The 23,343-nt window shown below is 33.1% G+C and carries 14 protein-coding genes, 1 tRNA gene and 1 pseudogene; 9 read left to right on the top strand and 7 right to left on the bottom strand.

Annotated features, from left to right (window positions below; all coding sequences use genetic code 11):
* The first annotated feature begins 1 nt into the window (after position 1).
* Positions 2-1,015, top strand: coding sequence for a M28 family metallopeptidase (locus DFR66_RS13210; RefSeq protein ID WP_114755302.1), 1,014 nt, complete (start codon positions 2-4; stop codon positions 1,013-1,015).
* Between the two features lie 187 nt (positions 1,016-1,202).
* Here the strand turns inward: DFR66_RS13210 and DFR66_RS13215 are convergent, their stop codons facing one another.
* From DFR66_RS13215 to DFR66_RS13235, 5 genes are all read right to left on the bottom strand, one after another.
* On the bottom strand, positions 1,203-2,399 hold the full coding sequence (locus DFR66_RS13215) for a PAS domain-containing sensor histidine kinase (protein ID WP_114755303.1): 1,197 nt from the start codon (positions 2,397-2,399) through the stop codon (positions 1,203-1,205).
* A 312-nt stretch (positions 2,400-2,711) separates the two neighbouring features.
* A tRNA-His gene (locus DFR66_RS13220) sits at positions 2,712-2,787 on the bottom strand.
* Positions 2,788-2,861: 74 nt separating this feature from the next.
* On the bottom strand, positions 2,862-3,578 hold the full coding sequence (bshB1, locus tag DFR66_RS13225; RefSeq protein WP_114755304.1) for a bacillithiol biosynthesis deacetylase BshB1: 717 nt from the start codon (positions 3,576-3,578) through the stop codon (positions 2,862-2,864).
* An 89-nt stretch (positions 3,579-3,667) separates the two neighbouring features.
* Entirely contained in the window at positions 3,668-4,738 is a 1,071-nt protein-coding gene (locus DFR66_RS13230; protein WP_114755305.1) for an isochorismate synthase, read from the bottom strand.
* A gap of 125 nt (positions 4,739-4,863) precedes the next feature.
* The gene (locus tag DFR66_RS13235; protein ID WP_114755306.1) at positions 4,864-5,301 is read right to left on the bottom strand and encodes a PaaI family thioesterase; all 438 of its coding nucleotides are present in this window, start codon (positions 5,299-5,301) and stop codon (positions 4,864-4,866) included.
* A gap of 116 nt (positions 5,302-5,417) precedes the next feature.
* Between DFR66_RS13235 and DFR66_RS13240 the strand changes: the two genes are divergently transcribed.
* A complete protein-coding gene (locus tag DFR66_RS13240) occupies positions 5,418-6,944 on the top strand; it encodes a hypothetical protein (protein ID WP_114755307.1) in 1,527 nt (508 codons plus the stop codon).
* Between the two features lie 442 nt (positions 6,945-7,386).
* Positions 7,387-9,942 (top strand): endonuclease, encoded by a 2,556-nt coding sequence (locus DFR66_RS13245; RefSeq protein WP_114755308.1) that lies wholly within the window; start codon positions 7,387-7,389, stop codon positions 9,940-9,942.
* Positions 9,943-10,134: 192 nt separating this feature from the next.
* On the opposite strand, the gene DFR66_RS13250 is transcribed toward DFR66_RS13245, so the two are convergent.
* Positions 10,135-13,389, bottom strand: a complete 3,255-nt coding sequence (locus DFR66_RS13250; protein ID WP_158634653.1) for an AsmA family protein — start codon at positions 13,387-13,389, stop codon at positions 10,135-10,137.
* A 460-nt stretch (positions 13,390-13,849) separates the two neighbouring features.
* On the opposite strand from DFR66_RS13250, the gene purL reads away from it, so the two are divergent.
* The 6 genes from purL to DFR66_RS13280 all read left to right on the top strand — a co-directional run bounded on the left by purL (position 13,850) and on the right by DFR66_RS13280 (position 22,144).
* On the top strand, positions 13,850-17,539 hold the full coding sequence (purL, locus tag DFR66_RS13255) for a phosphoribosylformylglycinamidine synthase (protein WP_114755310.1): 3,690 nt from the start codon (positions 13,850-13,852) through the stop codon (positions 17,537-17,539).
* A 362-nt stretch (positions 17,540-17,901) separates the two neighbouring features.
* Positions 17,902-18,129, top strand: coding sequence for a helix-turn-helix domain-containing protein (locus DFR66_RS13260; RefSeq protein ID WP_114755311.1), 228 nt, complete (start codon positions 17,902-17,904; stop codon positions 18,127-18,129).
* Positions 18,129-19,328: a phospholipase D family protein gene (locus tag DFR66_RS13265; RefSeq protein WP_114755312.1), complete on the top strand. Its 1,200-nt coding sequence runs from the start codon at positions 18,129-18,131 to the stop codon at positions 19,326-19,328. The genes DFR66_RS13260 and DFR66_RS13265 overlap by 1 nt, the downstream gene beginning before the upstream one ends.
* 57 nt (positions 19,329-19,385) lie before the next feature.
* Positions 19,386-19,703 (top strand): helix-turn-helix domain-containing protein, encoded by a 318-nt coding sequence (locus tag DFR66_RS13270; RefSeq protein ID WP_114755313.1) that lies wholly within the window; start codon positions 19,386-19,388, stop codon positions 19,701-19,703.
* The gene (locus tag DFR66_RS13275) at positions 19,703-21,310 is read left to right on the top strand and encodes an Eco57I restriction-modification methylase domain-containing protein (RefSeq protein ID WP_114755314.1); all 1,608 of its coding nucleotides are present in this window, start codon (positions 19,703-19,705) and stop codon (positions 21,308-21,310) included. The genes DFR66_RS13270 and DFR66_RS13275 overlap by 1 nt, the downstream gene beginning before the upstream one ends.
* Positions 21,311-21,439: 129 nt before the next feature.
* Positions 21,440-22,144, top strand: coding sequence for a carboxypeptidase-like regulatory domain-containing protein (locus DFR66_RS13280; protein WP_158634654.1), 705 nt, complete (start codon positions 21,440-21,442; stop codon positions 22,142-22,144).
* A gap of 440 nt (positions 22,145-22,584) precedes the next feature.
* Here DFR66_RS13280 and DFR66_RS13290 read toward each other — a convergent pair.
* Positions 22,585-23,247, bottom strand: a pseudogene (locus tag DFR66_RS13290) (adenylate/guanylate cyclase domain-containing protein); the annotation flags it as partial.
* Positions 23,248-23,343 lie beyond the last annotated feature (96 nt).

Consider the following 23,343-nt stretch of genomic DNA (forward strand, 5'->3'; position numbering starts at 1 on the left):
AATGAAAAAAATCCCTTTATTAAGTTTAATGGTTATTTTAACCATAAGCTGTACCTCTCAAAAAGTGAGTGTCACAAATGCTGACCCAAAAAAATACATGAATACGATTACAGCTGACGAACTCAAAACGCACCTTTATATCGTAGCTTCAGACGAAATGGAAGGCCGAGAAACTGGTTCAGCTGGACAGAAAAAAGCTGGCCTTTACCTCATCAATCAATACCAGAAAAACAATATTAGCTTTCCTAATGGCGCTTCAGACTTTTACCAAAAAATTCCGGCCGCTTTCCTAAATGCAAAGCGCAATGAGAACTTACCCGATTCAGAAAACGTTTGGGCTTACATTGAAGGTTCCGAAAAACCAAATGAAGTCTTAGTGATTTCGGCTCATTACGATCACGTGGGAACAAAAAATGGTGAAATATATAATGGTGCTGATGATGATGGTTCAGGAACTGTTGCATTACTTGAAATTGCACAAGCTTTCCAAATCGCTAAAAATGAAGGACACGGTCCAAAACGTTCCGTACTATTTCTTCATGTTACCGGTGAAGAACACGGCTTACATGGCTCCAGATATTACTCTGAAAATCCGTTGTTCCCGTTAGCGAATACCATTGCAGATATCAATATCGATATGATTGGGCGCCGTGATGAAGCTCATGCTGGCAGTAATAATTATGTCTATGTTATTGGTGCTAACCGCTTATCAACTGATTTAGACACTATTTGCACTATGGCTAACGCTAAATACACTCAATTAAATTTAGATTACAAATACAACGACCCAAAAGATCCTAACCATTTTTATGAGCGTTCAGACCATTATAATTTTGCAAAAAATGGAGTTCCTTCAGTATTTTTATTCAATGGAGTTCATGCTGATTACCATAAACCAACAGATACTCCAGACAAAATCGAATACGATGCGTTAACAAAAAGAGCTCAATTTGCATTTGTAACTGCTTGGGAATTGGCAAATCGCAGCGAAAGACCTATCGTAGATAAAAAATAGATAGATTATTTGGGCACATCCACACTTTCACTAGCGTTACATCGTGGTCGGGCTATCCGTTTCAATCTTTATTGTCTCGTTTGTTAACGAGACAACAAAGGATTTCCACTACTATCCCTTGTGCAAACGACAAAAAAAGAGAGCTTTGAAGTACTTCAAAGCTCTCTTTTTTTTAATCGTTATCTAATTAAATCCTTTCGTCAAACTCAATTTTATCTGAACTATCAATTTTATATAACGGCTCCTCAATAGGTAATGTAAAATAAAACGAAGAACCAATTCCTTCAATACTTTCAACCCATATTTTACCATCATTTTTTTCTAAAAATCCTTTCACTAAAAGTAACCCAATACCGGCACCTTTATTATTTTTTCTTGTTTTAGAGAGTGTACTCATTTGTGGTGTAAACAGTTTACTTTGTACCTCTTTTGACATTCCTATTCCAGAATCCTTTATCTGAATTGTTACTTTTTCCTCTTCAATTTTTGCCAGAACAACAATTTCCCCTCCAGGTAAAGAATGCTTGATGCCATTAGAAATTATGTTCTGAAAAATAGAAAACAACATTTTTCCATCTGCAAAAACACTAATATTAGGCTCAATTTTATTTATTAGATTTATGAAACTCAAGGAAGCTAATTCTTTCACTGATTCAAAAACATTTTCTACATAATCAAAAAGTTTAATTTTTGCAGGAGAAAATACCTCCGAGGCATATTTTATTCTAGCCCATTCTACTAAATTGTCCAGCATATTTAACTCATCTTCTGCTGTTTTTTGGAGTAATTCAAGCATTTCTTTTGCCTTATTAGATTCTAATCTATCAAAGTTTTTTTTCAAATACTCTGCCGTACCAATAATTCCAGATAATGGACTTCTTAAGTCATGGGAAACAATAGCAAGAACATTCTCTTTGTGCGTGTTTAGTTCTTCCAGTTCTCTTATATATTTTTTTATGGCATCCTCAGATTTCTTTCTCTCGGTCAAGTCTCGCAAAATTTTTACGTAACCTAACATGTCTCCATCTATTCCAGTAAGCGGAAAAACCAAACCATAAGCATAAAATTCACTTTTATCTTTACAAATATGCCACCTGTTATCAGTAGCTCTTCCCTCTTTTATTGCAGCTTTAATTTCTGATTGTGGAATACCTTTTTGAATATCTTCTTCAGTAAAAATAATATTAAAATGCTGACCTATTACTTCGTCCGATTCATATCCAAATATTTTAGTTGAACCCGAACTCCAACTATTAATTATAAATTCATTGTCAAGAGTAAAAATCGAATAATCTTGTAAACTATCTATTATTTGGCTGTAGAACTCAGCTGTTGGAATGTAATTACTTCTAAGAATTTTAGAATTGATTTTCTCTTTTTCCATTAAATTATGTAAATAATATTTAAAGTTTTGAAAGCTTATTTTCGATTGATTTAACTATGCAATGCGTTCAAAGATACACAAAAGAAAATACGATTTCTGTAAAAGAAAGAATATAAACCCATACGGTAAGATATGTATGCTAAAAGCTATTACATTAATTTATTTGGTTGTGTAATTCTACTCCACTTTTATATTTACACTGTAATACTTATTACCTTTTACAATATTCAAGCCAGTAAAGAACCGCCTGATATATAACGAAACTTTATTCCACAAAAAAAGCCTCGAATTTCTTCGAAGCTTTTGCTTTCTGGGTGGGAGACGGGGCTCGAACCCGCGACCCTCGGTACCACAAACCGATGCTCTAACCAACTGAGCTACAACCACCATTTGCTTAGCGGTGGCAAATATACGACATAAGTTTACTTCTGCAAATATTTTTTTTAAAAATTTACATGAAATTTATTTCAAATCTCCTAAGCTATTGACTGCCAAATATCTTTCTACAGTAAAACCTTCAGCATGATCTACTCCTGTGAGCCTTCCTAAATCTCTAGAACGGTAATTTAGGCTTTCTAGGAAGTTTTTACTCGATATTGGAGACTCTGGCTCTTTAGAATTTGCATCGTAAAACTGAGAACTGTAAGCCAAAATCGCTTCTATTTTTTTATCGGTAAAACCTGTAATATCAACTACAAAATCCGGTTCTATATTTTTCCATTGTATATAATGATACACTAATTTTGGTCGCCAAGCCTTTTGTTGCTCTCCCTCTAACGAAGTTTCTATTTTAATTAATCCAGATAAGAAACAAGCATCTGAAACTAGTTTACTTCCCTTTGCATGATCAATATGACGGTCATCAATTGCATTACACAACACAATTTCGGGTTGATACTTACGAATCATTTTTATGATTTCTAATTGGTGCTTTTCATCATTGACAAAAAAACCATCACGCATTTCTAAATTTTCACGCGCAGAAACTCCAAGAATTCTTGCAGCTGCATTCGCTTCCTGATCCCTGATTTCAGCCGAACCACGTGTTCCTAATTCACCGCGAGTCAAATCAACAATACCGACTGTTTTTCCTAAAGAGATTTCTTTTAAAATAGTTCCTGCACAACCCAATTCTACATCATCTGGATGCGCACCAAAAGCTAGTATGTCTAATTTCATCTAAAATTCGTTTTAATTTTTTTATTTAATGTTTAAAGTTTCAAATTGTCTGCAATCTTTAATTTTGTCTTTTGTACAACAAAAATCAACTAAGACAACTTCAATATTTTTTTCATCGTCACCGATTTATTAACACTTTCCTTCCACTCTTTTTCTGGAATACTATCTTTTGTAATCCCGCATCCCATATATAAGTATGCTTGATTGTCTTTAATTTGCATACATCGCAAATTTACATACAAATCGGATTTAATTTCTCCTTTATTGAATCCTTCCTTGTTTAACTCCCCTAAAAAACCAGTATAATATTCTCTATCATAGCCTTCATTATCAATAATAAATTCTTTGGCAGTTTCTTTTGGTAATCCGCATACGGCAGGCGTTGGATGCAAAGCGGAAACAACATCTTTCAAACTCGAATTATGATTGATAATCCCTTCAATATCTGTTTTAATATGCGCTAGAGTTCCTGCTTGTGTCGTATATGGACTTGAAACGGAAACCTCCGAAGTCAAATCCTTTAAATTATTCAAAATAAAATCGGTGACAAACTGTTGCTCTTCCATTTCCTTTTTCTCCCAAACTACATCTTTCTCTCCCTGAATTTTTTGCGTTCCAGCTAATGACATCGTATGTAAGGTCCTGTTATTGGACTTCAATAATCGCTCCGGTGTTGCGCCCATCCACAATCCTATTTTAGGATGATACCAACAATAACAGAAAGCCGTTGGATAATTTTGAATTAATTTTTCGAAAATCGACACTAAATCAAAATTTGACAAATCAATTATTTCTTTTCTAGATAGAACCACTTTATTAAAATCCCCCTTTGCAATAGTATCAATACCTTTTTGAACCAGCATTACAAAATGTTCTTTAGCTAGATCATCCTCTAAATCTATGAAATCCGAATCATCATTTTCCTTAGATGAAGTAATAATAGCTTCCCATTTTACGGATTGACTACTAGGAATTAGGATCTTCTGACTTCCTTCAAAAGGTGCAAACACAAAACCGGTTTCTTCAAAATTTTCAGCAAAATATAAATGATCATTGTTCTGAAAAAAACCTTTTAATTTAATGTTATTGGATTTTCGGTACAATACAAAAGGTAGATTTTGAGCTTTTTGTTGCTTTACTTTTATAAAAAAATCAATCATATTTAATTTATTAAAATATAAATTTTATTAAAACTTCAAGTGCGTTTATTTGCTTGATTTTATTAAAATCATTTTGCTACTTTTCTCTGGGATTATTTTTTAGATAAAGCTACGATTGGTTTCAATTATTTAACTTCTCTTTTTCTTTTTGGCAATATCATATTGGTTAGCTTACAAAGTGAAATTAAATTATTGTTTTCATCCGTAATTCGTATTTCCCAAAGATGAATACTGCTACCTTTATGGATAATCCTAGCGGTTGCCGTTACAATTCCGTCCCGTTTTGCTTTTAAATGATTGGCTGAGATTTCAATTCCACGTACTTCGCTTAATTCAGAATTTACATAAATCATAGAAGCCGCGCTACCCACACTTTCTGCCAATGCCACCGAAGCACCGCCATGTAGCAATCCCATTGGCTGATGTACGGACGGGTTTACGGGCATTGTTGCTACTAGAAAATCTTCTCCTGCATCAGTATATTCAATATTTAGAGTTTGCATTAAGGTGTTTTTAGAAACTTCATTGCAATATTGGAGTATTTTTTCTCTGTCGAATGTCATGTTATTTACTTTTAAAATGTAAAAATAATTAAAAGATAAGTTACAAAACAGTAATTACAATTGTTATTCTGATTTCGAAAATAGATTTTTCCTATTTTTACAAAAAATATAACTTAATGCGTCCTATTACATTACTACTTTTTATTGGAATAGTGCTTTCAATTTTTTCCTGTCGTTCCGATTTTGAGACCGTCGCAAGTACTGGCGATTTAGAGTTTTCTAAAGACACTATTTATTTGGACACCGTTTTCTCAAACATTGGCTCGAGTACGTATCGACTCAAAGTGTATAACAAAAGTAAGAATGACATTACTATTCCAAGCATTAAACTAGCAAAAGGACTGAACTCAAAATACAGAATGACCGTTGATGGAATGCAAGGAAAAGACGGGAAAATTTTTAACAATGTGGACCTTTTAGCCAAAGACAGTTTGTATATTTTCATAGAAACTACTGCTAATATTGCTGATGCCAACCCGAGTGATTTTTTATACACCGATCAAATTCAATTTGACAGTGGCGAAAATCAACAAAATATAGAATTGGTAACACTGATTCAAGACGCAGTTTTCCTATATCCAAAACGTTTTGCTGATGGAACTACTGAAACACTTCCTATTGGTAACGAAAAAATTGATGGATTTTATCTGGATGAAAATGACCCGATAAATGGGAACGAATTACAGTTTTCTAATGACAAACCGTATGTAATTTATGGCTACGCAGCCGTTCCTTCGAACAAAACGGCCACTTTTGAGGCTGGAACCCGAGTTCATTTTCATGCTAATTCTGGGATTATTGTAGCTAATAATGCCTCCATAACTATTAATGGAACTCGCTCAACAACGGACAAACTAGAAAATGAAGTCATTTTTGAGGGCGACCGTTTAGAACCCGGTTTTTCAGATGTATCGGGACAATGGGGAACTATTTGGCTTACTAGTGGCAGCACAAATAATAAAATGAATCACCTCACTATCAAAAATGCAACGATTGGTTTGTTGATTCAAAATAATGATGGCACAACAGTTTCTGTCAAAAACACCCAAATCTACAATTCAAGCAACTACGGAATTTTGGCGCAGACCGCAAAAATAAATGGCGAAAATATAGTTATTAATAATGCCGGATTAGCTAGTTTAGCCTGCACCTATGGTGGAAATTATTCGTTTACACATTGCACTTTCAATAATAATTGGAACAGTTCACAGCAAGTGGCGGTTTTAGTTAGCAATAATATTTTGGGAGCTGTTCCAGAAGCAAAAGATTTAACTGCAGCCACCTTTAACAATTGTATCATTTATGGTTCTTATTCAAATGAAATGATTTTAAACAAGAAACTAGGAGCTACTTTTGAATACCAATTCAACAATTGTTTGATAAAATTTGATAATGTTTCCAACCAATTCACGACAAATCCCGATTATCAATTCAATACGGATACGGCACATTACAATGCGATACTGTTGAACAAGAATCCAAAATTTTTCAATATAGCACAAAACAAGTTCAATATAGATGAAACCTCTGCTGCTTTCGCAAAAGGGAATTCGGCTTATCTAATTCCGCTAGATATAATAGGAAATACGAGAACTTTACCACCTGATTTAGGTGCGTATCAAAACAAAGTTTTTCCTAAATAAAAAGAACTGAATTAAGCCATATTATGCACCTAAAAGGTTTATTCCAATAATAAAGTTGGCTTATAACATCTTATATGTTTACTCGTTGGGTGTATTTCAATTGTTTAATTTTTTAACCACATAGAAACATAGATTTCAAGATTTTGGAATGCGTTTCACTTTTTTAGATAAAGCCTTAGCTATGTGTATCCAAGACCCGAGCGATAGCGAACAGGCGAAGCAATTGGGCCATCCGTTTTTTTATGATATTAATTGAAATTTTTATTAATTACACCCAATAGTTATGTTAATAATTATGTTAAAAAAATCATAATAAACTTCATAGTTTCTTAACACAAACCATAATAAAAGTTATAATTTTGCGCGTCTTCTGTTTTTAAGATTTGAAAATCATGTATTTAAATCCAGAAACTAACCCCCATAACCAAAACAACTTTAAATTATGAAAAAAATCTACTCTTTACTTTTACTAATGTTTATGACCGTTGGTATAGCCCAAATACCAAGTGCCTATTACTCGACTGCAACTGGAACTGGCTACACATTAAAAACACAATTACACAATATTATCAAAGGCCACACTGATAACGGATATGCTGGTTTATATACGATATATCAAACATCAGATAGGGATTATTACTTTGAAAATGACGCAACAATTTTAGACATGTATTCTGAAAATCCTACCGCAACAGATCCCTACAATTACTCCGCGGGAACAACACAAAGATGTGGAACTTACAGTGTAGAGGGTGACTGTTACAATAGAGAACATATTATTCCACAATCTACTTTCAATTCTGCGGCGCCAATGGTATCCGATGCGCATTTTATAACACCAACCGATGGAAAAGTAAACGGACAACGTTCTAGTTTTCCCCATGGAAATGTAGCAACTCCATCTTGGACCTCTTTAAACGGCAGTAAACTTGGATCCAGTGGAACTACTGGATATACTGGAACAACTTTTGAACCTATCAACGAATTCAAAGGTGACATTGCAAGAATGTATTTTTATTTCGCCACACGTTACGAAAACACTGTTGCTGGATACCCTTATGCTATGTTTAATGGAACTAGTAATCAAGTTTTTACCAATGCTTTTTTAAACTTATTGATCACTTGGCACAATCAAGATCCAGTTAGCGCTAGAGAAATCGCACGTAACAATGCTATTTATAATTATCAAAACAACAGGAATCCATACATTGACCATCCGGAGTATGTACAAGCAATTTGGAACCCAACAGCTGATACACAATCACCGACTACACCAACAAATTTATTAGCAAGTGGCACGACTTCAAACTCCGTTTCATTAAGCTGGACGGCTTCGACTGACAATATTGGAGTGACTGGGTATAATGTATACATGAATAGCGTCCTAAAAACAACAGTAACAGGAACAAATACTACAATTACTGGACTAACAGCCTCTACAGCTTATTCTTTTTATATTGTTGCTAAAGATGCCGCAGGAAATTCTTCGGCTTCAAGTAACATCGTAAACGCTACAACTGCAGCTGGAACATCAATTACGTATTGTGCTTCTCAAGGAAAAAGCACAGCAGATGAAAAAATAGGAAAAGTGGTTTTTGGCACTATAAACAATACCTCTTCCGGAACTGCAGGTTATGAAAATTTTACTGCAATAACTACAAATGTAACTGCTGGAACTGCAAATACAATTACCATCACACCTTCATGGTCAGGTGCTACTTTCAGCGAAGGATATGCCGTTTGGATTGATTATAACAAAAATGGATTATTTACCGATGCAGGAGAATTAGTTTGGTCAAAAACTGCTTCAAAAACTACTCCGGTATCAGGAACTATCACGATACCTGTTTCAGCTGCATTAGGAACTACGAGAATGAGAGTTTCTATGAAATACAATGGAATTCCAACTTCTTGCGAAGCGATTCCGTATGGCCAAGTAGAAGATTATACTGTAAACATAGTTGCTAGAACTACTGATACAACTGCCCCAACAGCACCTACAGCTTTGGCATCATCAGGAACAACCCAAACTGCAACTACTTTATCTTGGACGGCTTCTACTGACAATGTTGGGGTTACAGGATACAACGTGTACAGAGGAACTACTTTATTAGGAACTGTTTCAACTACAACGTACAATGTTACCGGATTAACTGCCTCTACAACTTATTCTTTTTCTGTTAAAGCTAAAGATGCAGCAGGAAACATTTCTGCATCAAGCAATGTTGTAAATGTTACAACAACTACCGGTGGTTCCACTGCAACCGATTTGCTATTTTCAGAATATATTGAAGGTTCATCAAACAATAAAGCATTAGAAATTTCAAATGCAACTGGCGCAGCAATCAACTTGTCGATTTATAGCATCAAAAAACAAACAAACGGTTCCGGTGCATGGAGCGCAGGATTATCACTTTCAGGAACGTTGAATAACGGAAGTAAATTCACTATTGTAAATAGTGCAATGGCGTCCAGTTGCTATCCAATAAGTTCTGCAAACATTTCTACATCAGCTACTGAAATGACTTTCAACGGAAATGATGCTGTAGGTTTATTCAAAAACGGAATCTTGATTGACATCATTGGAACTTTTAACGGTGGAACGGCAAATTTTGCAGCAGACCAAACCTTACGAAGAAAAGCTACCGTTACATCTCCTACAACTACTTTCAACAAAACAACCCAATGGGATACATTCGCATCAGACACTTGTAACAATTTAGGAAGTCGTATGGTTGAAAAAGAATCAAAAACTAGTATTTCTTTAGATATTAATGATATTGCCATCTATCCAAATCCATCTAATGGAACTTTCTCCATCAATAATTCGAATAAAATGTATTCTATCGAAATTTATTCTATCATTGGGCAGAAAATATACAGTTTGGAAAACACCACACAATCTGAAATTACGATTCCCAACAGCATGCCGGGAACTTATCTAGTAAGATTACAAATTGGCTCTGATGAGATTGTAAAAAAACTCATTATTCAATAATAAAAAAAGCGGCTATTGCCGCTTTTTTTATGTCTTAGGTAATTATTTACAAGTGATTCTAATGGATTTAACCACTATTGTTTTACTACAAACTACAGTAGTGTTAGTGCTAACTTATAACTAATAAATGAGGCTGCACTATATTTTAATTTCAGTAAAGTACCTCACAAATCTAACTGTTGTATTTGATATTTAATTATCTTGCTGACTGTCTTGTTTTACGGTTCTTGTTATGGTATCTTCACTAAAATCTGGTTTTACATAACCTAGCAAGTGGGCTACACCTTTCCCTAGTTTTAAATCTTTGTTTTTCTCCACCGATATTTTGAAATTCTCAGGTGTTCCTGATATTTTTAAGTTAAGATAATTTACTTTTTTATTGGGATCTTTATAAATAATTTCATCCTCCTGATTTACATCTACAGCTTCTTTTTTTCTTCCAAAAAGCTTTTGAAATGCAACGCCAGTAACCATTTTTAGTGGAATACGTAAATAATATTCCATGTTCATATTCATGTCTTGACTTCCTGATAATTCAATAAAACCCAGAGATGAATTAACCAACATATTAGGCAAAATTAATTTTCCGTTTTGTAACTGTAAGCGATTTTCAAGTTTATCAAAGAGGATTTTTGTTAGATTTTTGTCTTTAAAAAAACTTGCCATAGCCTGCATCGGACCAAAATTGTCCAATCTGCCGTTATCAATGGCAACATCCATCGTTATGGTAGATTCATCAATTATAGGTGTTAAATCGGTGTGCAATGCTATTTTACCTGTAATTTTACCCGTAAAAAGTCCATGTACATTCTCTGAAACCATTTTGTCTTGTCCAAAGTTATCAAACTTAAATAATACCTCATCTAAGTTTACTTTTTGAATGTTTAAACTAGGATTTATATAGATGTTTTTAGGGTCTGAACCGTTTAAATATCCTTTGCTACTCACTGTTCCACCCGCAGCATTAAATTGTAAATTATCAAAAACTACAGTGTGATTTTCTTTCATTCGCATAAGCGCCTGCAACGATTTTACCACATATTTATGGTAATTTAAATAATTGATGCTTGCATTAACTTTTATATTTCTAAATGGAAGTTCAAACAAATTAAAACCACTGTCATGATCAACTTTTTTCTCTGCATTGGTTGGCGATTCTTGGTAACGCAACAGTTCATCAAAATCTAAATAAGAAGATTGAAAATTTAAAAAATCACCTTGCTTTTTATAAAACTCATTTTTCTTCAAATGATACTTTCCGCTTACTAGAAAATTACTTTTACCTATTTTTCCAGAGATTGCATTCAATGTCAAAACATCGTTTTCGGCATGAACGTTGCCTTTAAAATGTTCGAAATTAACAGGATGTATTTTCATTTTTCCTTTAAATTCATCGAGATAAAAATCAGTTGATTGTAACGAGTCTTTATAATGTAGTGCTACCCTGCCGTGTAATTTTAATTGTTTGATATCTTCATTTCTGTACTCTTGTGGTACAAAATTTTCACCCTTATATGTAAACAAATCTTTAAAATGTATTTCATTTGATGTTAAATCAAATTCCATTTGGGTATCTCCCATTTTTTTGTCTGCAAGCCATAAATTGTAGTTTTTAATCTTACCCTCAAAGTTAAAATCGGTTGCATCTATTTGCCCATCAAATTTGGAAACAATGATTTCGCTTTCTGTTATTTTTAGACTGCCGTCAAAATCGTGGAAAGCATGCGGATACTGCTCTAATTTGCCATAAAAATCTTGAATGCGATAATTCCCTATTGGCAATGATTTTGATTTTAAGAAGGTATTTGCCGCACCTTTAAAAGCAAGGTCTACTTTTAAATTTCTAATTTTTTCATCAAAAGGTTTCTTTTTGATGGTATCATTAGCAGTAAGCTCTTTAAAATCTAATAATTTTGATTTGATATGAACTTCTGAAACCACTTCGCCAGCAGTTTGATGAATAATTGCTGGAACACTATTAATTTTTCCGTTCCACTCTAAATCTGATTTCCCGAGTTGTAAACGGCAGTACTCCATTTTAAAATCATTTCCATCCATAGTTGCTTTCAAGTTCAAATTCTTTACAGGCAAATGGTAACTATCTGATTTAAAATTCAAATTGGTCACTAATAATTCTGAAAAATAAGCTTGATTTAGTTTCTCCAAACTTCGTTCTGGATGCGCTAGATCAATGATATCATGAAACTTCATGCTGAGTTTCACATTCCCTGTTAAATTGGACAAATCATTCAGATTAAAAAATTTCGATAAAAATTGTAAATCAAAATCTGAATCTAATTTTAAATCAATTTCAGGTGAGATAAAGTTAACTACTTTTAAATTTCCTTTAAAACGACCCGCTTCGGGCTTAGCCGAAAAATCATTGAGATAAAAAGCACTAGTTTCTAGATTCCTTTTTGCACCATTTGTAAAATACGCGTTGAATGCCATTTCGTCAAGTTTTTTATCGGTAACTGTATTGTCAAAAAAACCATTTTTACAACCAAATTTAGCTTCAACAGCTGGAAGATTACCATTAGCTGATTTCCCTTTTACAGTTGCTAAAAAGAAAATTTCGCCTTGATTATCGTATTTTTTCAAGGAGGGAATCAAGTCTTCTGGAGCAAACGCAATTAACAAATCAAAATTAGGTTTCTTACCCGAGAATTCAAGATTCATGTTAAAATCATCATCTACATCAATGCTGCCTTTGGCACCAAAAAGTCCGTTTTCAAGTTGCACCGTCGAGGGTTCAAAAAGTAATAAATGTGTTTTTTTATGAAAAGATAACTCGGTACTTACTTCAAAATGTTTATTTTTTACAAATGTAGTGTCTTCGTTTTTCATGATATTTAAAACAAGCGCCGCATTTAAACCCATTTTTATGTAGGTTTCGTCTTTTTTAAATTGCGTTTCAGCATTATCAAAAAAGGTTTGAACAACTAACGAATCTGCTAAATTTGTTTTTACAACAGTAACATTCTTAATTTTTACTTTTTGCAAATCAAAATGAAATTCTTCTTCTAGGTCATCAACTTTTTTAGTTGGTTCAAAAGCTTTTACAATATTAAAAGTGTTATCTAAATACTGTTTGATGTCAATTTTTCCATTTGCTAATTTTATAGTTTTAACATCATACGTACCTTGAATAATGGTCCATAAATCAAATCCTACGTATATATCCTTTAAATTTAGAACCGGTTTTTCACCAAAATTTTTTGTTTCAAAAACCTGAAAATCCTGTATATCAATAGATATGTATGGAAAGTTTTCAAAAGGTGAAATTTTAGTTCCTGACAAGGCTATTTTGCCTTTAAAGTCTTGATTGGCTTTACTAATTAAATCTTGGACTATGGCGTCTTTTTTATATGCAATTACTGCCGTGATACTACCAAAAAGTAAGATTGGTATTCCTAAAAACAATCCCAAGATTTTTTTCCAATTCATATTTTTAAAAATTGATTGCAAAGCCATATTTATCTATTAATGATTTTAAAAAATTACGAGAAAACTATCTTTGAGTAGTAGCTATAATCCTGAATTGTATCCTATCAGTAGCAAAAATAATTAAATAAAGCATCTTAACCTAAAAATGCTTTGATACCTAGGGACCTCTTGCACTAAAAATGAAGCACTATTAAGTTTTTAATTTCATTCTTTTGCCGCTCTAAAAATTTTAAAATTTTAAAACAAGAATTTTCATTAAATTACCTTAAAGAGAATTAACTTTTTTTCAATCTTTCCCTACTTGCTTCTAAAAAAGTTAATCTCCGAAGCAGTTATTAAATGATTGCCTCATTAGAAAAATTACAGGATTGTAATTACAAGTAAAAAGGAACTTTATTTATGCTAAAATTGTAATCTAAATTGATTAAATTTGCACCGCAATACAACAAACTACATAACAATGATCCATTTCTTTGAAAACCAAAGCAAAACTGTTTTTGCCGTACAAACGCAAAATGCATTGAGCGAAGTCGAAATGTCGGCTCAAGACATTTCAAAACTTAACTGGCTTTTTGCCGATTCAAATAAAATAGAAAAATCCGTACTGACGGATTTTTTTGTTGGTCCTCGCGCCACAATGGTAACACCGTGGAGTACCAATGCAGTGGAAATCACCCAAAATATGGGAATATCTGGCATCATTAGAATCGAAGAATTTCAGAGAGTAACCACTGATTTTTCTGATTTTGACCCGATGCTTTCGCAAAAATACACTGAGTTAAATCAAGATATTTTTACTATCAATGTACTTCCAGAATCTATTTTGGACATCGATGATATTGCTGCTTACAATGTAAAAGAAGGATTGTCTTTAAGTCCTGATGAAGTGGAATATTTAGATAATCTAGCGATTAAATTAGGACGAAAACTAACAGATTCTGAGATTTTTGGTTTCTCACAAGCTAATTCAGAACACTGTCGTCACAAGATTTTCAATGGGAAATTTATCATTGACGGAGAAGAAAAAGAATCTTCTTTATTCAAATTAATCAAGAAAACATCTCAAGAAAACCCGAACGATATCGTTTCGGCATACAAAGATAACGTTGCTTTTGTAAAAGGGCCACGGGTACAACAATTTGCTCCAAAAAGTGCTGATAAACCTGATTTTTATGAAGTAAAAGAATTTGATTCGGTTATTTCATTAAAAGCAGAAACACACAATTTCCCAACAACTGTAGAGCCTTTTAACGGAGCTGCAACGGGTTCTGGTGGAGAAATCCGTGATCGTTTAGCAGGTGGACAAGGTTCTTTGCCAATGGCTGGAACGGCAGTTTACATGACTTCATACTCTCGTTTAGAAGAATCATTAGACTCCGCTCAGAGTAGCAGACCGTGGGAAAACGGTATGGCCGAAAGAAAATGGTTGTATCAAACCCCAATGGATATTTTGATCAAAGCATCCAACGGAGCTTCTGATTTTGGAAATAAATTTGGGCAACCATTAATTACAGGTTCTATCCTAACTTTTGAACACGAAGAAGACGCTCGCAAACTTGGTTTCGACAAAGTGATTATGCAAGCGGGTGGAATTGGATACGGAAAATTAGATCAAGCGATTAAGAAAAAACCACAAACAGGTGATAAAATAGTTATCCTTGGTGGGGAAAATTATAGAATTGGAATGGGTGGAGCTGCAGTTTCTTCAGCAGATACAGGAGCTTTTAGTTCAGGAATTGAATTGAACGCAATTCAACGTTCGAACCCGGAAATGCAAAAACGTGCTGCTAATGCCATTCGTGGTTTAGTAGAAAGTGATAGCAATCCAATTGTTTCGATTCACGATCACGGAGCTGGAGGACATTTAAACTGTCTTTCGGAATTAGTGGAAGAAACCGGTGGATTAATTGATTTAGACAAATTGCCTGTGGGTGACCCTACCCTTTCGGCAAAAGAAATAATTGGTAACGAATCTCAAGAACGAATGGGATTAGTTATCGCCAAAGAAAACATTGATTTATTGCAGAAAATTGCCGACCGTGAGCGTTCTCCAATGTATCAAGTGGGAGATGTAACCGGAGATCACCGTTTTACTTTCGAATCTAAATCAACAGGTGCTAAACCAATGGATTTTGCATTAGAAGACTTTTTTGGAAGTTCTCCAAAAGTGGTTATTACAGACAAAACAATCGAAAGAAACTATACTGATTTAGTATACGACAAGAAAAACATTTCGACCTACTTAGAGCAAGTACTTCAACTGGAAGCAGTAGCTTGTAAAGATTGGTTAACTAATAAAGTTGACCGTTGTGTAGGTGGTAAAGTGGCTAAGCAACAATGCGCTGGCCCATTACAATTGCCTTTGAATAACTGTGGTGTAATGGCTTTAGATTATCAAGGTATAGAAGGAATAGCAACCTCGATTGGGCACTCGCCTATTGCTTCATTAATTGATCCGGTGAGCGGAACAAGAACGGCTATTGCTGAATCTTTATCAAATATTATTTGGGCTCCAATAAAAGATGGATTAAAAGGGATTTCACTTTCGGCAAACTGGATGTGGGCTTGTAAAAACGATGGAGAAGACGCTCGTTTGTACGCAGCAGTTCAAGCTTGTTCGGATTTTGCAATCGAATTGGGAATCAATATTCCAACAGGAAAAGACTCCCTTTCGATGAAACAAAAATATCCAAATGATGAAGTAATCGCACCGGGAACGGTAATTATTTCAGCAGGTGGAAATTGCACCGACATTAGAAAAGTAGTAGAGCCTGTTTTACAAAGAGACGGTGGTTCTATTTATTACATCAATTTGTCACAAGATGATTTCAAATTAGGTGGTTCTTCGTTTGCACAAACGCTGAATACTATTGGAAAAGAAGTGCCAACGATTAAAGACACTGCCTTTTTCAAAAGAGCCTTTAATACCATTCAGGAATTAATTTTAGAAAACAATATCCTTGCAGGACACGATATAGGAAGTGGTGGTTTGATTACAACTTTATTAGAAATGTGTTTTGCCGATGTGAATTTGGGAGCTAAAATAGACTTCTCGGGATTCGAAGAAAAAGACATTATCAAATACCTTTTTGCTGAAAATATCGGAATTGTTTTCCAAGCAAAATCAGATGCTGAAGTGGAATCTAAATTAAGTACTAATAATGTTTCTTTCTATAAATTAGGAACGGCTACAAATGAAGCGACTTTAGACTTTGGTCCTTGTAAATTAGACATTGCTAAATATAGAGATGTTTGGTACAAAACTTCGTTTTTATTAGACCAAAAACAATCGAAAAACGGAACAGCTCAAGCACGTTTTGACAATTATAAAAACCAAGCGTTACACTATACTTTTCCTTCACATTTTACAGGAAAATTACCTGTCACTTCGAGCGCAGTCGAGAGACCTAAAGCAGCTATTATCCGTGAAAAAGGAAGTAACTCGGAGCGTGAAATGGCAAATGCGATGTACTTAGCCGGTTTTGATGTAAAAGATGTTCACATGACCGATTTGATTTCGGGTCGTGAAACATTAGAAGACATTCAGTTTATTGGTGCTGTTGGTGGATTCTCTAATTCAGATGTTTTAGGTTCTGCCAAAGGTTGGGCTGGAGCATTTTTATACAATGAAAAAGCAAAAACCGCTCTAGACAATTTCTTCAAAAGAGAAGATACGTTATCTGTTGGAATTTGTAATGGTTGTCAATTGTTTATGGAATTGGAAGTAATCAATCCGGAGCATGAAGTACACGGAAAAATGTTACACAACGACAGCCATAAACACGAAAGCATTTTTACATCGGTTACGGTACAGGAAAACAATTCAGTGATGCTTTCATCATTAGCAGGAAGTACACTTGGAGTTTGGGTTTCGCATGGTGAAGGGAAATTCAACTTACCAATGGGTGAAGAAAACTATAATATTGTTGGGAAATACGGCTACGATAGTTATCCTGCTAATCCAAATGGCTCTGATTATAACACAGCAATGTTGTGTGATAAAACGGGTCGTCACTTGGTAATGATGCCACATATTGAGCGTTCTACTTTTCAATGGAACTGGGCACATTATCCAAAAGATAGAAACGATGAAGTTTCGCCTTGGCACGAGGCTTTTATCAATGCCAGAAAATGGATGGATAAAAAATAATTTTTTGATTTACTATATAAAAGCGTTCCTGAAAAGGAGCGCTTTTTTTGTGGAGATAATTTAAAAGCTATCTTGATGATTTGTAAGATAATATTTAAATTGTATCTTTGAAAGTAATACGCTACACAGTAGCGCCTATCCACCCAAAATCAGAGGTTTAAGCGCTATTTTGTAGCGCATTTATACAAGTTGGTGGCAAGCTGAAAAAAACTCACGTAATTTAGAACTTTTATTTTTTAAACACCAAATTTCAGAGCTATAAAACCCCAAATAGCTAAAATTATACAACAGTAAAATGCTAACTTTAGTATGTAGTATAAGAAAAAGTATAGGACTACTTTGTGCTAACTATAGTATACTCAATGAACACAGAATTATCCCAAAATTTCGGTAAAATTATTAGAGAACTTCGAAATGAAAAAAAACTTTCTCAAGAAGAATTAGGATTTCAATCCAATCTTCATCGAACATATATTGGAATGATTGAAAGAGGAGAAAAAAACATTACTCTCGAAAATATTGAAAAATTATCAAAAGGTCTTGATGTATCTATGAAGTTAATATTTGAAAAACTTAATAAAATACATTAATGAAAATCACATTTTTAGGGCAAGGTTTCGAGTCCGAATCAAAAAAATCTGTTGGTAATACAATAATCAAATTATTCAAAGAAAATAAATTCAACTCTTTTACTGGTATTTCTGCATTCGCGAGTGAAGCTGGTGTTGTAGGACTTTCTGAATGTATTGCTAGTGGAGCCGAATTTTATAAAACTTTGAACTTAATTGTCGGGGTTGACCAAGAAGGGACTTCAAAGAAAGCATTAATAGAAATTAATGAACTAGGAATAAACAGTTACATATTTTATCAAAAAGAGTCACCAATTTTTCATCCAAAAATATATTTATTTGAAGGCGAAAATGACACAACATTAATAGTTGGCTCATCTAATTTAACAGCAAGAGGATTTTTTGGAAACATTGAAAGTTCTTTAATGGTTGAATTTAAAAATGATAATGTTGATGGAATAAAATTATTAAAAGAAGTCAAAGATTATTACAGTACATTATTTGATTTTTCAGACCAAAATTTATTTAAAATTTCACCTGAAATTATAAATAAATTCGTTCTTGAGGGAATTGTCCCAACAACAAAAGTTTGGCAAGAAAAACACAAAAAAGATACTTCAAACAGAGCACCTCAAGAAGGAAATGATTTGGAAATTCCAAAAAGACCAACAGTTAAAATCCCTTCAAACTTTAAAGGTAGGTACAAATCAAATAAAACAGTTTCAAAATTAATTACTGAACTTGAAATCGATAATCACTTTGAATTCGAAAATATTGAAAACAATCAAATTTTATGGCAAAGTGAGTCTTTAACTGAAAGAGATTTAAATATTCCAAAAGGAGCAAACACAAATCCAACTGGTTCAATGCTTTTTAAAAAAGGAACATTAAAAGATATAGACCAAAGACATCATTTTAGAGATATTGTATTTCATACTCTTGGTTGGAAATTTGATACAACTGCTGGAAAAACACATTTAGAAAGAGCAATTGCACAAATAAGATTTGTGATTAATGGAACAGATTATGGAATATTTCCTATTACAATAACACATAATCCTAAAACTGATACTGCTTCTTACAAACAAAAAAATTCAATGACACAGTTAAGTTGGGGAGAAACCAAAAATCTAATAGCTCAAGATGAGTTAATTGGAAAAACAGCAACACTTTATAAAGATGTAACTGTTGCAGATGCATTTACCTTAATTATCGAATAAATATTTTCATAGTTCAAAAAATTAAACTAATTTTGGACTAAATCTGTCCAAAATTTTATGCAATTAGAAAAATCATTCGGAGAAACAATTAGAGATTTACGCATTGAAAATCATCTAACATTACGAGAAGTTGCCAAGCATTTGCAAATTGATACTTCAATGCTTGGTAAAATTGAAAAAAATAATCGAAATCCATCGAAACAATTCATTAAGGATATTTCAAATTTATTCGGGATTGAAGAGAAATTACTTATAGTTGCTCATTTAAGTGACACTGTTGCCTATTCAATTTTAGATGAAGAATTAGCTAGCGAAGTCTTGCAAGTAGCAGAAGAAAAAATTAATTATTATATTAAAAATAAAGCCAACAAATAATGCAATTAATAAAAGAAGCAACAAGCGAAAAATTAAGAGGTGGCTTTTACACACCTGAACCAATTGCATCATTTATTTTAAAATGGGCATTTAATGGGAATAAAGAATTAGATATTCTAGAGCCAAGTTGTGGAGATGGTGTTTTTTTAAAAGAAATACAAAAAGGAAACTACGAATACAATTCTGTTACTGCAATTGAATTTGATGAAGTTGAAGCAGAAAAATCAGAAGCTATTGCGTTAAATAAATCGTCTGTAATTAATGAAGATTTTCATAAATATTGTATTAATACAGAGAGAAGATTTGATTTAATTATTGGAAATCCACCTTACATTAGATATCAATATTTCAACAAGGAACAACAACAATATGCTTCAGATATTTTTAATAAAGCAAGTTTAAAATATTCGAAATTAACTAACGCTTGGGTTTCATTCGTTGTTGGTTCTTCTCTCCTTTTAAAAGAAGAAGGTAAAATTGGTTTCGTTCTGCCAGCTGAAATCCTTCAAGTTTCTTACGCTCAACCGTTGAGAGAGTTTTTATCTCATTTTTACAACAAAATAAATATTGTTTCTTTTGAAAAACTTGTATTTCCAAATATTCAACAAGAAGTAGTTTTGTTGCTTTGCGAAAAAAATAATTCTAATTCTCATTTAATAGAACATTTAGAATTAAGAGACGCAGGAGAACTTAAAAAATTAGATGTCTCTAAATTAAAAAGCCCTAAAAAGAAAATTGATTTCAAATCAAATAAATGGACTTTTTACTTTCTTGAGCAAGAAGAGATTGATTTTCTAGAAAGACTTCAGTCTGACAAAAAATTCAATCAATTAGGAAAGTATGCCAAAGTAGAAGTAGGAATTACAACTGGTTCAAATCCATTTTTCACAGTTCCTCTTTCAATAATACAATTTTATAATCTAGAAAAGTATGCAAAACCATTAGTTGGAAGAAGCGTGCAAGTTCCAAGTGCAATATTTACCACCGAAGATTGGAATAAAAATCGAGATAAAGAAGCTAGAACACATTTTCTGTCCTTTCCAAAAATGGCAGAGTTGAATGGCTCTATTGGAGCTAGAGATTACATAGCTTTTGGAGAAGAAGAAAAAATTAATGAAGGTTATAAATGTAGAATAAGAGATGAATGGCAAATTGTGCCATCACAACGAATCTCTGAAGCTCTCTTTATTCGCAGAAACAATAGGTATCCAAAATTGATTATCAACGAAGCTAAAGCATTCACAACAGATACAATGCATCGTGTTACAGTAAAACCGAACATTGATTTAACCGCTTTGACAGCCAGTTATTATAATTCACTATCATTAGCGTTTTCAGAAATTTGTGGAAGAAGTCACGGTGGAGGTGTTTTAGAATTAATGCCAAATGAAGTTGAAAGAATTTTACTGCCTTACAATGAAAACAACTCAAATTTACTTCCTATTATTGATAAAATGATAAGAGAGAAAAAAGACATTTCTGAAATATTAAAAATAACAAACCAAAAAATACTGAAAGAAAATTATGGACTTTCAGATTATGAAATTGAATTAGCCGATAGTATCTGGAAAAAACTATCAAAAAGAAGATTGAACAGAGGAAAATAAGCAAATGGAAAATTGAAACGTTGAAACAGCCAGCCACCAAAAAGCTAGGGTTTCTTTGCGGCTGAAAGCCGAACAATGAAGCCCTATCTGATAGTGCCAAGTATTACGCAGAATAAACCTTTAAGATTGATGAAATATACAATTAAAATCCCTAAACCTTGTAATGAAAATTGGAGTAAAATGACTCCAACAGAAAGAGGTATGTTTTGTTCGAATTGTAAAAAAGAAGTAATTAATTACCAATATTATTCTGATAATCAACTTTTGAAAAGTTTAAAGGAAAGAAAAAAAATTTGTGGAAGGTTTTCACTAAATCAAATTGATAAAGAAATAAGCCCATTAGAAACAAATCGTTTTCATCGAATTGGATTACTACTTGGTTTTTCATCTTTGTTTTTATCTACAGCTGTTTATTCACAAAATGAAAAGTCAAAAACAGAAATTATTGAAAATAAATCAGTGGATGAACTGAAACAAAAAAGCTCAGATGAGTTTATAGATTTTTACGGCAAAATAATGGAAAAGCCTAGAAATAATAATGAGAACGCCTACCCTATTCCAGGAGTCAATATTATTCAAAAAGGAACAAAAAATTTTGTACAATCAAATTTTGATGGAGACTTTAAAATCAAAATTCCAATTGAAGATTTTGAAGATAAAGTTGTTCTTGTCTTTAGTTATATAGGAATGGATTCTAAAGAAGTAGAAGTTTTTAAAACAAAAAACAACCTAAAAATAGAAATGATTTTAAGTGATGCATTAATGGGGGAAGTTATAATTGTCAAAACTAAGAAAAAAAATATTTTTACAAGAATTGGAAATCTATTCAAATAGAGAATACTAGCCACTAACGGCTACTTCTATGTAAAGCATCGTAAAGTTATTCACAACTTTTGAAAGAGTTATATGTTGGTTATTTTAAGAAAAAAACTCGTAAATTTATAACTGTAACAAAAGAATCGTTTATGATGAAATTTTGGATAATTGCAATATTAATTTTTGCTGCTTCAACTTATATTCTATCGAAATTTACTTTGGAAAGGAACAGAAAAGAAACTGGCGAAAAAGTTTGGAAATATGGGTATGGAAGATCTACATATTGGCGAATTCTTTGTTTGTGTAGTTTCGGAATAACAGTTGCAATAATGCTTGTTATGCATTGGGTAGGAATTCCTCTCCTTCCGCGTTGATATAGCTTAATCGTCTACTTAGTTTTACAAATTCTACTCAGAAAGTCAATATTAGGATTTCTTACGGAGACAATTAATATGGCTTTATGTTTTAAGATTGTTTACAAAATACATTTTCATTATACCTCTATTTTTTACTTCTATTTCACCTCTATAATCACAATCATAAATATCCTTAATCAGTTCATAGGTGTTTTCGGAAATATTAATTTTTCCTGGCTCTGAATTAGATTCCATCCTAGAAGCAATGTTTACCGTATCGCCCCAAATGTCATAGGCAAATTTCTTAGTGCCAACTACTCCAGCTACCACCGGTCCGGAATTGATTCCAATCCGAATGTCAAAACGGGTATGATTTAAAGGATTGTTATTTTTTGAATCGCTCACAAAGGAGGCTATTTCAAAGGCTGCTAGTACCATTTTAAAAGCATGGTCATTTGTTGGAAAAGGTAAACCTCCCGCACACATGTAACAATCACCTACAGTTTTGATTTTTTCAAGGTCATATTTTTCCATAATCAAATCAAATTTTGAAAAATAGTAATCCACGCTTTCTACTAGTTTTTCTGGCGGTAGTTTTTCTGCATATTGTGTAAACTTCTCAAAATCGGTAAATAAAACAGAGACAGATTCAAACTTTTTAGCGAGTACTTTACCATTTAGCTTTAGCTCTTGAGCGGTTTCTTCAGGAAGAATATTTAACAATAAGCTGTCTGACCGATTTTTTTCTTCTTCAATAATAATATTAACCCGTTGGGTGAAATTAGTTTATTTGAATTTTGATATTATTGATTGGTCTGTCAAATATGAATTTGTTGATATATTGAACCAATGTTAATGCTG

It is taken from the genome of Flavobacterium glaciei (assembly GCF_003350545.1).
GTDB lineage: Bacteria > Bacteroidota > Bacteroidia > Flavobacteriales > Flavobacteriaceae > Flavobacterium > Flavobacterium glaciei.